Source organism: Faecalibacterium butyricigenerans (genome assembly GCF_020687345.1).
In the GTDB taxonomy this organism is placed as follows: domain Bacteria; phylum Bacillota; class Clostridia; order Oscillospirales; family Ruminococcaceae; genus Faecalibacterium; species Faecalibacterium butyricigenerans.
Map to the genome: position 1 here is coordinate 1 of NZ_JAJEQL010000026.1, position 13,500 is coordinate 13,500.

Annotated in this window: 13 protein-coding genes and 1 rRNA gene; 9 read left to right on the plus strand and 5 right to left on the minus strand. The window is 57.3% G+C overall.

What is annotated here, in order from left to right; all coding sequences use genetic code 11:
* Positions 1-114: 114 nt before the first annotated feature.
* Positions 115-231: ribosomal RNA gene (gene rrf / locus LKD23_RS09550) — 5S ribosomal RNA — on the plus strand.
* A 138-nt stretch (positions 232-369) separates the two neighbouring features.
* Positions 370-846 (plus strand): LURP-one-related/scramblase family protein, encoded by a 477-nt coding sequence (locus LKD23_RS09555; protein ID WP_223386760.1) that lies wholly within the window; start codon positions 370-372, stop codon positions 844-846.
* A gap of 57 nt (positions 847-903) precedes the next feature.
* Here the strand turns inward: LKD23_RS09555 and LKD23_RS09560 are convergent, their stop codons facing one another.
* A complete protein-coding gene (locus LKD23_RS09560; protein WP_227621459.1) occupies positions 904-1,749 on the minus strand; it encodes a DegV family protein in 846 nt (281 codons plus the stop codon).
* Between the two features lie 331 nt (positions 1,750-2,080).
* Here LKD23_RS09560 and murC point away from each other — a divergent pair, with 331 nt between their 5' ends.
* Positions 2,081-3,463, plus strand: coding sequence for a UDP-N-acetylmuramate--L-alanine ligase (murC, locus tag LKD23_RS09565; protein WP_227621460.1), 1,383 nt, complete (start codon positions 2,081-2,083; stop codon positions 3,461-3,463).
* Between the two features lie 69 nt (positions 3,464-3,532).
* Here the strand turns inward: murC and uxaC are convergent, their stop codons facing one another.
* Positions 3,533-4,966 carry a glucuronate isomerase gene (gene uxaC / locus LKD23_RS09570; protein WP_227621461.1) on the minus strand — a complete coding sequence of 478 codons (1,434 nt, stop codon included), beginning with the start codon at positions 4,964-4,966 and terminating at the stop codon, positions 3,533-3,535.
* Between the two features lie 324 nt (positions 4,967-5,290).
* Here uxaC and LKD23_RS09575 point away from each other — a divergent pair, with 324 nt between their 5' ends.
* The 4 genes from LKD23_RS09575 (at position 5,291) to LKD23_RS09590 (ending at position 9,492) form a co-directional block, all read left to right on the plus strand.
* Complete coding sequence (locus tag LKD23_RS09575) at positions 5,291-6,805, plus strand: tagaturonate reductase (protein WP_227621462.1); 1,515 nt, start codon at positions 5,291-5,293, stop codon at positions 6,803-6,805.
* A gap of 78 nt (positions 6,806-6,883) precedes the next feature.
* Positions 6,884-8,374 carry a UxaA family hydrolase gene (locus LKD23_RS09580; RefSeq protein WP_227621463.1) on the plus strand — a complete coding sequence of 497 codons (1,491 nt, stop codon included), beginning with the start codon at positions 6,884-6,886 and terminating at the stop codon, positions 8,372-8,374.
* Positions 8,375-8,466: 92 nt separating this feature from the next.
* On the plus strand, positions 8,467-8,607 hold the full coding sequence (locus tag LKD23_RS09585; protein ID WP_227621464.1) for a hypothetical protein: 141 nt from the start codon (positions 8,467-8,469) through the stop codon (positions 8,605-8,607).
* Positions 8,608-8,610: 3 nt separating this feature from the next.
* Complete coding sequence (locus tag LKD23_RS09590; protein ID WP_227621465.1) at positions 8,611-9,492, plus strand: aldose epimerase family protein; 882 nt, start codon at positions 8,611-8,613, stop codon at positions 9,490-9,492.
* Between the two features lie 74 nt (positions 9,493-9,566).
* On the opposite strand, the gene LKD23_RS09595 is transcribed toward LKD23_RS09590, so the two are convergent.
* The gene (locus tag LKD23_RS09595) at positions 9,567-9,746 is read right to left on the minus strand and encodes a hypothetical protein (RefSeq protein ID WP_227621466.1); all 180 of its coding nucleotides are present in this window, start codon (positions 9,744-9,746) and stop codon (positions 9,567-9,569) included.
* 138 nt (positions 9,747-9,884) lie between these two features.
* Between LKD23_RS09595 and LKD23_RS09600 the strand changes: the two genes are divergently transcribed.
* The gene (locus LKD23_RS09600; RefSeq protein WP_227621467.1) at positions 9,885-10,748 is read left to right on the plus strand and encodes a hypothetical protein; all 864 of its coding nucleotides are present in this window, start codon (positions 9,885-9,887) and stop codon (positions 10,746-10,748) included.
* 105 nt (positions 10,749-10,853) lie between these two features.
* Here LKD23_RS09600 and LKD23_RS09605 read toward each other — a convergent pair whose 3' ends face one another.
* Both LKD23_RS09605 and LKD23_RS09610 read right to left on the minus strand, forming a co-directional pair.
* Positions 10,854-11,555 carry a GntR family transcriptional regulator gene (locus tag LKD23_RS09605; RefSeq protein WP_227621468.1) on the minus strand — a complete coding sequence of 234 codons (702 nt, stop codon included), beginning with the start codon at positions 11,553-11,555 and terminating at the stop codon, positions 10,854-10,856.
* A 130-nt stretch (positions 11,556-11,685) separates the two neighbouring features.
* Complete coding sequence (locus tag LKD23_RS09610) at positions 11,686-12,330, minus strand: phosphatase PAP2 family protein (protein WP_227621469.1); 645 nt, start codon at positions 12,328-12,330, stop codon at positions 11,686-11,688.
* Between the two features lie 146 nt (positions 12,331-12,476).
* Here LKD23_RS09610 and LKD23_RS09615 point away from each other — a divergent pair, with 146 nt between their 5' ends.
* Positions 12,477-13,394 carry a Cof-type HAD-IIB family hydrolase gene (locus tag LKD23_RS09615; RefSeq protein ID WP_227621470.1) on the plus strand — a complete coding sequence of 306 codons (918 nt, stop codon included), beginning with the start codon at positions 12,477-12,479 and terminating at the stop codon, positions 13,392-13,394.
* Positions 13,395-13,500: the final 106 nt, after the last annotated feature.

The window sequence follows — 13,500 nt, forward strand, 5'->3', positions numbered from 1 at the left end:
GACTCTTAGAGTCAACGAAAAAATGTAAGCAGTGATTATTCAGTTTTGAAGGCACGTCCTTCTAAAAATACTGGACAGATACACAGAAATGTGATATACTGTGTCAGTCATATGGTCGGTGACGATGACGGTGAGGTCCCACCTGTTCCCATTCCGAACACAGCAGTTAAGCTCACTCGTGCCCAAGATAGTTAGCTGGAAACGGCTTGTGAAAATAGGTAGTCGCCGACTTGAATATGCCGCTCTGAGAGTTCTCAGGGCGGTTTTCTTATATTTATCCGAAAAAATTTCCAGATGCTGCATGAAAACAGCAGCGTAAATCGTATATAAGTCAAGCAGGGTGTGACAAAGCGGACAGAGGAGGACGGCATGAAGCTTTTATTCAAACAGCGTGCATTTGCTTGGTTCGACAGCTATGACATCTACGATGAAAATGAAAACACGGTCTATATCGTGAAGGGCCAGCTCTCGTGGGGGCACTGCCTGAAAATATTCGACGCCAGCGAGGAGCACGAGCTGGGCACTGTGAAGGAGCAGATTTTTTCTTGGTGGCCCCAATTCGAACTTTACGAGGGGAGCGACTGCATCGGCACCCTGAAAAAAGAACCGTGGGGCTGGTTCAAGCCGCGGTATAATATCGACTTCAACGGCTGGCACATCGAAGGCGACTGGGCGGAATGGGACTACACCATCACCGGGCCGGATGGGGCAACGGTGGCAGCCATCTCCAAGGAGCTGCTCCACTGGACGGATACTTATGTGCTGGACATTGCAAAGCCGGAGGATGCGCTGTATGTGCTGATGTTCGTGCTGGCCATCGACGCTGAAAAGTGTTCCCGCAACTAAAAAACGGCCCGGCTGTGGAGTTTTCCACTTGGCCGGGCCGTCTTGGTTGAATCCTGTTCAGACTTTCTTTGCGAATACGATGCCGATGGTGCCGGGGCCGGAGTAGCCGCCGATGGTCGTGCCGATGTCGGTCTCAATGATGTTCTCGAATTTGCCGTACCTGCGCAGACCGGCTTTGATAGCCTCCATGCAGCCGGGCTTGGGCTGGCAGGACGAGATAAAGACCATGCAGTTGTCGATGTCGTCCCGGCCGTCCAGCAAGTCGGTGATGTATTTGCCGACACAGATGGGCAGGCTGCCGCGATACTTTTTGACGACCTTCAGCTCACCGTCGATGACAGCGAGGCTGGGCTTAATGCCTAGAAGGTTTGCGCCGAACGCCAGCACGCCGGAGCAGCGGCCGCTCTTGGCCATGTAATTGAGCTGATCCAGCACGAAGCTCAGTTCCACCCGCTTGGCGAGGTTCTGGAGCCGCATACAGATGTTGCGGGTCGTCAGGCCATCTGCCGCCCATTTGGCGGCGCGGAGGACAAGGTAGCCCTGTCCGGTGCAGATGTTCTCGCTGTCGATGACCGAGACGTTGTCGTATTCCTGCGCGGCAAGGCAGGCGTTCTGATAGCAGGACGAAAGCTTGGCGCTGACCGAGATGTGGATGACAGCGTCATACTCTTTGGCGAACGGCCCGAAGAAGTCGATGTACTCCACCGGATTTGCGGCGGCAGATTTCGGGGTCTGGCCGCCGGCCTCCACATGGGCAAAGACGTCAGCAGGGCGGACGGTGATGCCGTCCAGATAGCTCTCGCCGCCCATCAGGATGTGCATGGGCATGAGAGAGATGTCCCATTGCCGCAGCAGCGCTTCGGAGAGGTCGCAGGTGCTGTCGGCCGTGATTTTGATCTTCAAAAAAGTGTCTCCTCTTTTCGTGCCGGGCACAGCCGACGTCGATGCAGGCGCTGCCACAGCAAAATTTCCTCTATAACTATATCACAAAAATCTCAGGATCGTTAGCTATTTATCCTGAGTAATTGTAAATCTTTTGTGAAGCGTCAAAATACCCAGCTTGGGCCCGCGGATTCTATACAGATAGCACAAAAGTGCGTATGATTTTATAGTTCTTTCCGAAAATTCGCTCCGAAGTGTTTATTTTGTGCGCCAAAAATTATATAATAATAGGTGTCACTAGAATGGATACGGTCTGCCTGGCAGCCGTTTATATTATTGGAGGATGCTTTCTATGTTCATGTACACCGATTACACCCAGCACCTGCTGGATAATGTGAAGAAGATCCATTTCATTGGCTGCGGCGGCAGCGGAATGTATCCGCTCATCCAGATCCTGTCCGCAAAGGGCTATGACATCTCGGGCAGCGACGTGCTGGACGGCAGCATCATCCGCTCCGAGCGGGAGATGGGCGTTAAGGTCACGCTGGGCCACAGCGCAGACAATGTCATCGGCGCAGACCTCGTGGTCTACTCCGCCGCCATTGCGAAGGACAATGTGGAGCTGAATGCGGCAGCTTCCTACGGCATCACGACGGTGGAGCGCAGCGTCCTACTGGGCTATGTGAGCCGCCTGTACAAGCAGAGCATCTGCGTTTCCGGTACCCACGGCAAGACCACCACGACTTCCATGATCACCACTGCGCTGGAGCTGGCAGGACGCGACCCCTCTGCGGTCATCGGCGGCAAGCTGCCCCTCATCCACGGCTACGGCAAGGCGGGCAAGGGCGACGACATCGTCATCGAGGCCTGTGAGTTCTCGGAGACCTTCCTGAAGCTGACCCCCTACCTCTCGGTTGTGCTGAACATCGACAACGACCATCTGGATTATTACGGCAGCATGGGTGAGCTGAAGTTTGCCTTCAAGCGCTTCGCCCTTATGACCCAGTTCATGATCTTCGCAAACGCCGACGACAAGAACACGATGGACGTCATGTATACCCTCGACCGCCGTGTGCGCACTTTCGGCATCAACAACGACGGCGACTATCAGGCCGTCAATGTACAGGAGTATAAGCCCGGCTTCTTCGAGTTCGACCTGAAGGAGTGGAGCAAAGTTACCGGCCACATCCGTCTGGCTGTGCCGGGCCGTCACAATATCTACAACGCGCTGGCTATGTGCGCGGTCTGCCGCTTTGCGGGCCTGACCGTCGAGCAGTGTGCCGCCGCTGCCGCAAGCTTCAAGGGCGCAGGCCGACGCTTCGAGGTCTACGGCGAGTGCAACGGCGCTGTGGTGGTGGACGACTACGCCCACCATCCCACCGAGCTGCGCGCGACCCTGACCACCGCCAAGGAGCTGGGCTACAAGCGCCTTATCGCCGTCCATCAGCCGTTTACATACAGCCGCACCAAGATGCTGTTCAACGACTTCGTGGATGTGCTCAAGATCCCCGACATTGCGGTCATCACCCCCATCATGGGCAGCCGCGAGCCGAACGACCCGTCCATCACCAGCGCAAAGCTGGCGGCGCAGATCCCCGGCTCGGTGCTGGTGGACAGTCTGGAAGCTGCCGCCGACTGGGTGAAGCAGAATGCCCGCGAGGGTGACTTGGTCATCACGCTGGGCTGCGGCGACATCTATAAGGCCAGCAAGATGATGGTGGCCGACAACAAGTAAAAAGAAAAATAAAAAGTGAGGCTCCACGGTGTTCGTCGTGGAGCCTCACTTTTTTATAAAACGAAGAAATTACAGGTTGAAGTAGCGCTTTGCGTTGTCGAAGCAGATGCCGCGGACGATCTTCTCCAGAGCCTTCTCGTCGTTGGGATACTCGCCGTCCTCGACCCACTGGCCGATGAGGTTGCAGAGGATGCGGCGGAAGTAGTCGTGGCGGGTGTAGCTCAGGAAGCTGCGGCTGTCGGTCAGCATACCGACGAAGTTGCCCAGCAGGCCGAGGCTGGCCAGACGGGACATTTGCTCTTCCATGCCGATCTTGTGGTCGTTGAACCACCAAGCGGAGCCGTGCTGGATCTTGCCCGGGACCTCGCTGTTCTGGAAGCAGCCGAGGATGGTGCCGATCTGAGCGTCATCGCCGGGGTTCAGGCTGTAGATGATGGTCTTGGGGCACTCGTCGGTGTCGTTCAGGGCGCTCAGCAGAGCTGCGATCTCGCCGCCGCAGGTGGCGGTGTTGATCATGTCGAAACCGGTATCGGGTCCCAGCAGGGTGTTCATCTTGCGGTTGACGCCGCGCAGGCAGTTGTAGTGGATCTGCATGGCGATGCCGAGGCGGTGATACTGCTTGCCCAGATGGATGAGGATGTAGGTCTGATACTTCTCAGCCTCTTCCCGCGTGACGGCCTCGCCCTTCATGGCTTTCTGATAGATGGCGTTGACCTCGTCCTTGGAGGCCTCACGGTAGGGGATGTAGTCCAGACCGTGGTCGGAAGCGCGGCAGCCCATCTCGGCGAAGAACTCGATGCGGTCGGTCAGAGCACCGGTGACGCAGTCGATGCAGGCCAGCTTCTCCTTGCCGACGGCAGCAGCCAGCTTGCCCATGTACTCAGCGAAGCCGGGCTTGTTGATGTTGATGGCCTTGTCGGGGCGGAAGGAAGGAGCCACGGTGAACTTGATGGTGGGGTCTTCCTTGATCTTCTTGTGCCACTCGAGGCTGTCGATGGGGTCATCGGTGGTGCCGATGAAAGCCACGTTGCTCTGCTCGATGAGGCCGCGGACGGTCAGCTTGGGGTCGTGCTGGAGCTTGTCGTTGCACAGGTTCCAGACTTCCTCGGCGGTGTCGCCGTTCAGCACGCCGTCATAGCCGAAGAAGGTGTGCAACTCGAGGTTGGTCCAGTGGTACATCGGGTTGCCGATGGCCATGGGCAGAGCCTCGGCAAACTTCTGGAAACGCTCGCGGTCGGGCTTGTCGCCGGTGATGTACTCCTCGGGCACGCCGTTGGAGCGCATGACGCGCCACTTGTAGTGGTCGCCGAAGTAGCTGCCGTCCGGGTTGCGGCCGCCCAGCCAGACCTGAGCGATGTTGTCGAAGCGGCGGTTCTCGTAGATCTCACGGGGAGGAATGTGGCAGTGGTAGTCACAGATGGGCATACCCTCAGCGTAAGCGTGATACAGGTGCTGTGCGGTGGGCGACTGGAGCATGAACTCCTTATCCATAAATGCTTTCATGGTCAGAACTCCTTTTTTCAATGGTCTTGACGGTTTGAAACATTCTTTAAAAAATAGGGGTATGGGCCTGTTCCGTGCAAACAGGCGATGCCTGTCTTTAGTATACCGGAAAATGCGGATGTATACAACTGAAAAACTGCCCAAAATTCTCGCCCAGACTTGTACAATTCGCTGGTTTTTATAAAAACGGCCCCTTTTCCTGCAAAAAACTGTGGAGAACCACTTGACTTATTTGTATACAACAGCATAAAATAGAGAAAGAGAAGGGTGCGGCTCTGGCTGCCCCGTGAAAGGCAAAGCAAATTGATAAAAGGAGACACTCAAATGGAAACTTTGAATTACAAGGTCCTGGAAAGCACCGGTTACAACGGCTATATCCTCAAGGACGCACCCGTTAAGGTGATGCAGTTCGGCGAGGGCAATTTCCTGCGCGCATTCGTGGATTACTTTATCGACATCGCCAACGAGAAGGCTGGCTTCAACGGCAAGGTCAAGCTGGTGCAGCCCATCGCCAACTTCCCCCAGATGGCGGACTGGATGAACGAGCAGGAGGGCCTGTACACCCTGTACCTGCGCGGCAGCGAGAAGGGCCAGAAGGTCGATGCAAAGCGCGTCATCTCCTGCGTCTCCGACTGCGTCTGCCCCTACTCCGAGGGCAAGTGGGACGAAGTTCTGGCTCTGGCCCGCTCTGAGGATCTCGAGATCGTCGTCTCCAACACCACCGAGGCCGGCATCGCCTATACGCAGGGCGACAGCCAGTTCGATCAGGTTCCCCCCAACAGCTTCCCTGCAAAGCTGACCCGCGTGCTGTACGAGCGCTACACCGCATTCAAGGGCGCTGCCGATAAGGGCCTGATCATCCTGTCCTGCGAACTGATCGACAACAACGGCAAGGAGCTGCAGAAGTGCTGCAACAACTACGCCAAGGACTGGAACCTCGACGCTGCCTTCATCGACTGGATGAACAACGCCAACACCTTCTGCTCCACTCTGGTGGACCGCATCGTCCCGGGCCGCATCCGTGACCCGCAGGAGCTGGCTACTCTGGAAGAGGCCAACGGCTACACCGATAAGGCGCTGGACGTCGGCGAAGTCTTCGGCGTCTGGGTCATCGAGGGTCCCGATGGTCTGGAGGACAAGCTGCCGTTCAAGAAGGCCGGTGTCAACGTCATGGTCGTGCCCGATGTCACCCCCTACAAGAAGCGCAAGGTTCGCATCCTGAACGGCGCACACACCGGCTTCGTTCTGGGCGCATATCTGGCTGGCTTCGACATCGTGCGTGACTGCATGCACAACGACACCGTCCGCGGCTTCATGAACAAGATGCTGCACGAGGAGGTCATCCCCACCCTGCCTCTGGACAAGAAGGATCTCGAGGAGTTCGCTTCTGCTGTGCAGGACCGCTTCAATAACCCCTTCATCAACCACGAGCTGATGAGCATCTCCCTGAACTCCACCTCCAAGTGGAAGGCCCGCAATATGCCCTCCTTCCTGACCTACATCGAGGAGCAGAAGAAGCTGCCCAAGTGCCTGACCATGTCTCTGGCTGCTTACATCGCCTTCTACTCCAACGACATTCAGGAGCGCACCGCCGACGGCCTCATCTGCAAGCGTCCGGCCGGCAATACCTATAAGATCCAGGATGACGCATGGGCACTGGACTTCTACTATGCACACAAGGACGACACCGCTGCCCAGCTGGTGCACGCCGTGCTGACCAACACCCAGATGTGGGATCAGGATCTGACCAAGATCGAGGGCCTTGAGGCCGCTGTTCTGGCAGACCTCGAGCTGATCCGCACCGAGGGCGCAGAGGCTGCTTACAAGAGCTGCCTGTAAGCTGAAAATTTGGACACAGAGGGCTGCTGCTTTGGGCAGCAGCCCCCTTTTGTGTTATGAGAGAGTAGGAGAAAAACTATGCCGCAGGCGATCCATATCAGCCCCATCGACAACGTCGTTGTCGCTCTGCATCCCATTGCCAAGGGCACCCTCGTCGAGGTGGACGGCCTTGCCGTCACCGCGCTGGAGGACATCCCGCAGGGCCACAAGATGGCAGTCAAGCCCATCCGGAACGGCGAGAACGTCATCAAGTACGGCTTCCCCATCGGCCACGCCACCGCTGACGCCGAGCCGGGTACTTGGATGCACACCCACAATGTCCACACCAACCTCTCCGGCGAGGTGGAGTACAGCTATAACCCCTCCCCCGAGCTGGCCCCGCTGCCCAAGGTGGAGGCCGAGACCTTTATGGGCTTCCGCCGCAAGGATGGCCGCGCCGCCATCCGCAACGAGATCTGGATCATCCCCACCGTCGGCTGTGTCAACGACATCGCCAAGAAGATGGTGGCCGACAATCAGGACCTCGTCACCGGCACCATCGAGGGCCTCTACACCTTCACCCATCCCTTTGGCTGCAGCCAGACCGGCCATGACCACGCACAGACCCGCAAGCTGCTGGCCGCTCTCGTCCGCCACCCCAATGCCGCCGCCGTTCTGGTGCTGCATCTGGGCTGTGAGAACCTGCAGCACGACCAGTTCGTGGAAGAGCTGGGCGAGTATGACCACGACCGTGTGAAATTCCTGACCTGTCAGGACGTGGACGACGAATTTGCCGCCGCCCGCGACATCCTGAAGGAGCTGGCCGCTTACGCCGGCCAGTTCAAGCGCGAGCCGATCCCCGTGAGCGAGCTGGTGGTCGGCATGAAGTGCGGCGGCTCGGATGGTCTGTCTGGCATCACCGCCAACCCTACCATCGGACGCTTCTCCGACATGATGGGCCAGCGCGGCGGCTCCACCGTCCTGACCGAGGTGCCCGAGATGTTCGGTGCCGAGGGCTTCCTGATGGACCGCTGCATCAACCACGACGTCTTCGTCAAGGCCGAGAAGATGATCAACGGCTTTAAGGACTACTTCATCAGCCACAATGAGGTCGTCTACGACAACCCCTCTCCGGGCAACAAGCAGGGCGGCATCACCACGCTGGAGGACAAGAGCTGCGGCTGCGTCCAGAAGGGCGGCACAGCCCCCATCATGGACGTTATCGGCTACGGCGACCCCGTCGTCACCAAGGGCCTGAATATGCTCTACGGCCCCGGCAATGACCTCGTTTCCGCCACCGCCATGACCGCCGCAGGTGCACACCTCATCCTCTTCTCCACCGGCCGCGGCACGCCCTTCTCTGCTCCGGCTCCCACCCTGAAGATCTCCACCAACACCCCGCTGGCGGAGAAGAAGTCGGGCTGGATCGATTTCAACACCGGCGTCATCGCCGACGGCGAGAAGACCATCGACGAGGCCGCAAAGGATCTGCTGGATCTGGTCATCCGGGTGGCCAGCGGCGAGCAGACCAAGGCCGAAAAGCACGGCTTCCGCGAGATCTCCATCTTCAAGGACGGCGTCGTTCTTTAAGTAAAAATGAGGCTGCTGAGCGGTACATACCGCCCGGCGGCCTTTTTGTGCATTGCGAGGAGTAATTTATGAGACTAGGAGCAAATGGAGCAATGTTTTTTGCACTGCTTGTTTATGCGGCGATCATCTGCATTGTTGTCCGCATCATCAAATACTTCATCCGCTACGGCATCGATTATTATTTTGAAAAACTGGCGGAATACCAGAAAAACCAGAAAAATACGGAGGACTGAACTATGAACCAGATCACCACCCAGTACATCACCGAGAACGGCGCCTGCTATGAGCAGTACGTCATCACCGACCCCGCCGCCAAGACCAGCCTGACCATCACCCCCGAGCGCGGCGGCATGATCACCGGCTTTACCCTCGACGGCGACGAGTATATCTGGACCCGCCGCCCCAACTTCTCGGAGTGCAACCGCCCCCGCTTCGGCGTGCCGGTGCTCTTCCCCAGCTGCGGCAACCCCGACGGCGGCGTCCACAACTTTGAGGGCAAGGCCTACCCCATGGAGACCCATGGCTTCGCTGACCTGTGCGCTTGGGACGTGGAGAGCGTCGGCCCGGACGGTGTGACGCTGGCGCTGGAATCCACCCCGCTGACCAAGTTCCTCTACCCCTTCGACTTCACCCTGCTGGTGAACTACAACCTCGAGGGCAATAAGGCCCTCATCAGCCTGACCGTCATCAACGAGGGCGACAAGCCCATGCCCTTCAGCTTCGGCTACCACCCCTATTTCGTGGCCTCTGCGCTGGAAAATGTGGACTTTGACATCAAGTGCGCCACCTGCTCCGAGAATGCCAAGGGCGAGCAGCCCGCTGCCCCGGAAAAGATCACCCTCACCCGCAAGGAGGGCACAGACAACACCATCCGCCTGATGACCGGCGTGGAGTTCCCCATGACCTTCACCGACAAGGGCAACGGCCATAAGGTCACGGTGGACGCCGATGAGACCTTCGACAAGGGCGTGCTCTGGCAGCAGGATGCCGAGAGCTTCGTCTGCATGGAGCCTTGGAACGGCTGGGCCAACAGCGTCAACGAGGAGGGCCATCACGAGGTGCTGGACGTCGATGAGGCCATGACCAGCGAGTGGAGCATCACCATCGAAAAGGTCTGAGCACCCTCCGAAACTTTACCGTAGAATAAAACGCCGCACAGCGATTTTGATACGCTGTGCGGCGTTTTTGTGTCTTACTGAAGTGTGGTATCGTCTTCTTCAAGGTTGTCCAGAGCATATTCAATGCATAAGACGGTCAACTTGTTCAGGGAGATGTTTTTTTCGTTGCAAATGACTTCCATGCGGTCAACGAGTTCTTTCCGAAGACGAAACGTGCGGTTGATATATTCTTCTTTTGGAATTTTGAATGCCATCTTATGCCCCCTTCAAATTTTATTATAAAGGCATAATACACAAAATCTACGCATTAAAATGTGCGCTATTTGCACTTGAAAAATGAGTGCAAATAAGATATGCTAAGAGCACAAACTTGAAACGAGGAGGAATTTTTAATGAGATTGTCTGATAAGGTCATGGCCATCGTGCTTGCCGCAGCGGTATCGGTTTCTATGTTCACCGCGTGCAGTGGTGGAGGAGGTGGTGGAGGAAACAGTGGCTCTAGCGGCTCTGCCTCGAACGGCAATTCCAGCGCTTCTTCTGATAGCAGTTCCAGCAGTTCTTCGAGTTCCAGCAGTGCGCCCTCAGACTCAAGCAGTAGTTCCAGTTCGTCCAGCAGTTCAAGTTCCGGCGCAGAAGAAACGGGTGTGAATGAATTTGGAATGTTGCACGCAACGCCAATTAAGAACCCGGTGAACAGCAGAAGAGCCAATTATGAGAAACTGATGACGCAGACCTATACGCGTGTCTATACTATCGAGAGCAAAGATGAGTATGGCAATGTGAAAAGCCGCAACTATACAGATTCGACAAATGGTGTGCGCACCTACCAAGAGGATGATTACTCGTTTGTCTTGAGTGATGCGGAACAGGGCAAAGCATGGTTTATTTGGAAAGATAATTTATTGCCGACGACAGTACAGCCGTACAAACCGAGTGAGAAGCTTGACACGGACTCGTTCTGGAGACAGGCTGAGATGGTGGAAGGTAAATACAAGTTTGGCTCAACGGAATATGACGCAGAGGCCCTGATTCAAGGAAGATTGGAAGAACCAACGAACACGTTTCATAAGGATATACAGATTGCCTGCTTTAGCAAGGGGAAAAAGTACCCGGACTATATCCTTTATGTGGATGAAGTGCTTGGAGATGATGAGCCTGTTATAACGCTGCAAATGGTGGAACAGAATAAAGAGTTTTACACGGAGGCCGTTGCAAAATATATGGACTTTGAAAAAATTCTGAGCAATTATACGTAAGCTGGGAACTACCTGCTGGATTGAATGCTGAGGACATGATCCCTATAACATAACAAAAGGACGCCGCATGGTTTTTACCAGACGGCGTCCTTTTCTATGATGCAGTTATCTTACATTGTCGATTAACCCGACGGTCCCCTCGGTGAAATACTCAGGGTGGCGCTGGCGGGCCTGCTCCACCGAGAGCTTGTAGCGGTTCAGGTGGTCGCTGAGGGCACGGCTGAGGTCTTCCTCCGAGCCGCGCAGGACGGCCTCGAGGATGCGGGTGTGGGCTGCGCAGACGGACTTGTTCTCCTCCGTCTGGAGGCTGAATTTCCGCAGACGCTCGATGTGCTGGAAGGTGGAGAGCATATGGTCGAAGTGCTCCTCCATGCCGCACAGCTCAAAGGCCCGGCGGTGGAAGGCGTTGTCGAGGTCGAGCATCCTCGTCTCCCGGTTTTCGGCGGAGGGGTCGCGCTCCAGCTGGCGGTAGCTCTCAAGGTTGAGTCGGTAGGCGGCCTCCTGCTCGGCGGTCAGACGGCCCCGGATGCGGTTCAGGATCTCCTTTTCCAGCGTGAAGCGGGCGAACTGCTCCATCTCCATCAGCTTGAGGTCGATGGGGGCCACATGGGTGCCGCTCTGGGGTTTGATGACCACCATGTGGGCGATGTTGAGCATGATGAGTGCCTCCCGCATGGGGGTGCGGCTGATGCCCAGCTCCTGCGCCAGCTCCCGGTCGTTCAGTTCGTCGCCGGGCTTTAAGTCCATCGTGATGATCCGGCTGCGGATGGTCTCGTAGGCGATCTCCCGCGCACTTCGTGATGCCATGGCCGTGTCATGCTCCTTTCGAAGCGGGCAGTGCCCGCAGATGTGATATATCAGCTACCACCATTGTACCCGTGGGCCGCTGTGCCGTCAAGAGCGGACACAGCAAAAACGGCATATTTTATCCGAAAACTCACGCCTTCCGGGGGCGAAGATAGAGCACCGGCACCCAGACCAGCGCCACGGCCAGCCCGCAGAAGACGTCGATGATGGAGTGCTGCTTGGTAAAGACGGTAGAGGCGCAGATGAGGGCAGCCCAGCCGAAGGCCAGGATCTTGAGCCACTTCTTTTCCCGGGCCAGCGTGCTGCCCGAGAAGGCGATGGCCATGCAGGCCGAGCTTTGGCAGTGGATGGAGGGGCAGACGTTCACCGAGGCGTCGGCCTTCCAGATGAGCTGCATCAGGGTCATGGCGATGTTGCTGCGGCCCACCTCCTCCGCCATGGGACGGATATCGAGGCCGTTGGGCAGCACCATATAGACGATGAGGCAGAAGGTCATGCCCGAGAACATCATGAGACAGAGCTTGTCGTAGCTGGCGGTGTCGAACCACCACAGCAGCGCCGTGACCCCGGCCAGCAGGAAAAACCAGCTGCCGTAGGGGAAGATGAACCACTCGTTGAAGGGGATGAAGTCGTCCAGCGGGCTGCGGATGATGTATTTCGGGTCGGTGACGGTGAAGTCCAGCCAGAAGAACCAGATGAGGTAGAGCACCCAGTAGAGCTGGTACCACAGATGGGACCGTGCACGAGACCGTGCACGAAGAAGGGAAGTTTTCATGTAAATTCTCCTATAAATCTGTCATACGATGATACATTTTACCACACTTGGCCGACTTGCGCAAATCTATTTCCTGTTATAGAATAAAGACAGCCTGCTCCGCCGGGGCAGGAGGAATGTGTATGCACGAGCACAAAGGAGCTTTCATGTCTATTTCATCTCACCCCATCCTTCTTGCGGCCCTCGACTTGGACGGCACGCTGCTCAACAGCAGCGGCGAAGTCACGGACTACACCCGGAAGATCCTGTCCGAGGCCTCTGACCGGGGCGTCGTGGTCATCCCGGCCACGGGCCGTCCACTGGCCAGCCTGCCGCCTGTGGTGGCAAAACAGCCTTGGGTGCGTTATGCCCTCACCTCCAACGGTGCGGCGGTCTGGGACCTCGGAAATGACCCTCTGGGCTGCGTCTACAGCCGGTACGCCAACGCCGCCCAGCATGAGACCAGCCAGCCGGAGTGCATCATCCGGCGCTGCTTCCCGGTGGAGACAGCCCGGGAGGTCTATGAGGTCTTCCGCGGCCTGCCCGGCGGGCTGAACATCTTCAGCGATGGCCGTGCCCTCCGGGACACGGTGCAGCAGCGCTTCTTCGACGAGCGCTTTGCCCGTCTGGCGGCCGTGCGGGGGACGGAGGCCATCCAGCCCAACGACGGCCGCTTCACCATCCTGCGGGAGCAGAGCGAGTGGATGAGCCGCCACGCCCATGCAGTGGAGAAGTTTTGCATGTTCTTCCACTCTGCCGAGGAGGCCCGGCAGTATCTGCCCCGCTTCACGGCCATCCGGGGCGTTGAGGTGGTGCAAGGCTCCCCCGACAACATCGAGGTCACGGCGGCGGGGGTGAACAAGGGCGAGAGCCTGCTGGCGCTGGCCGACCATCTGGGCATCCCCCGGGAAGCCACGCTGGCCGTGGGCGACAGCGAAAACGACCGCGCCATGCTGGAAAAGGCGGGTGTCGCCGCTGTGATGGCCAACGGGATGGAGCACATCCGCAGATTGGCCGACATCGTCAGCGAAAACGACAATGACCACGACGGCGTGGCCGAAATTTTTGCCCGTCTCGGGGTTTAAGAAGCCGTTTTCATAAGCATTGCACACCGCCCGAACGGTCTTTTTGCCCGCATACTGCGTTGCTTTCCCTTGCAATCCGTCAGGATTGCTGCGGAAAATCGCCTTG

Bases quoted from the DNA above. Each gene is read 5' to 3' on its own strand.
- LKD23_RS09595 (WP_227621466.1), bottom strand. From the start codon at position 9,746: ATGGCATTCAAAATTCCAAAAGAAGAATATATCAACCGCACGTTTCGT.
- LKD23_RS09580 (WP_227621463.1), top strand. From the start codon at position 6,884: ATGCCGCAGGCGATCCATATCAGCCCCATCGACAACGTCGTTGTCGCT.
- LKD23_RS09590 (WP_227621465.1), top strand. From the start codon at position 8,611: ATGAACCAGATCACCACCCAGTACATCACCGAGAACGGCGCCTGCTAT.
- LKD23_RS09585 (WP_227621464.1), top strand. From the start codon at position 8,467: ATGTTTTTTGCACTGCTTGTTTATGCGGCGATCATCTGCATTGTTGTC.
- LKD23_RS09555 (WP_223386760.1), top strand. From the start codon at position 370: ATGAAGCTTTTATTCAAACAGCGTGCATTTGCTTGGTTCGACAGCTAT.
- murC (WP_227621460.1), top strand. From the start codon at position 2,081: ATGTTCATGTACACCGATTACACCCAGCACCTGCTGGATAATGTGAAG.
- LKD23_RS09615 (WP_227621470.1), top strand. From the start codon at position 12,477: ATGTCTATTTCATCTCACCCCATCCTTCTTGCGGCCCTCGACTTGGAC.
- LKD23_RS09600 (WP_227621467.1), top strand. From the start codon at position 9,885: ATGAGATTGTCTGATAAGGTCATGGCCATCGTGCTTGCCGCAGCGGTA.
- LKD23_RS09610 (WP_227621469.1), bottom strand. From the start codon at position 12,330: ATGAAAACTTCCCTTCTTCGTGCACGGTCTCGTGCACGGTCCCATCTG.
- LKD23_RS09605 (WP_227621468.1), bottom strand. From the start codon at position 11,555: ATGGCATCACGAAGTGCGCGGGAGATCGCCTACGAGACCATCCGCAGC.
- LKD23_RS09575 (WP_227621462.1), top strand. From the start codon at position 5,291: ATGGAAACTTTGAATTACAAGGTCCTGGAAAGCACCGGTTACAACGGC.
- uxaC (WP_227621461.1), bottom strand. From the start codon at position 4,966: ATGAAAGCATTTATGGATAAGGAGTTCATGCTCCAGTCGCCCACCGCA.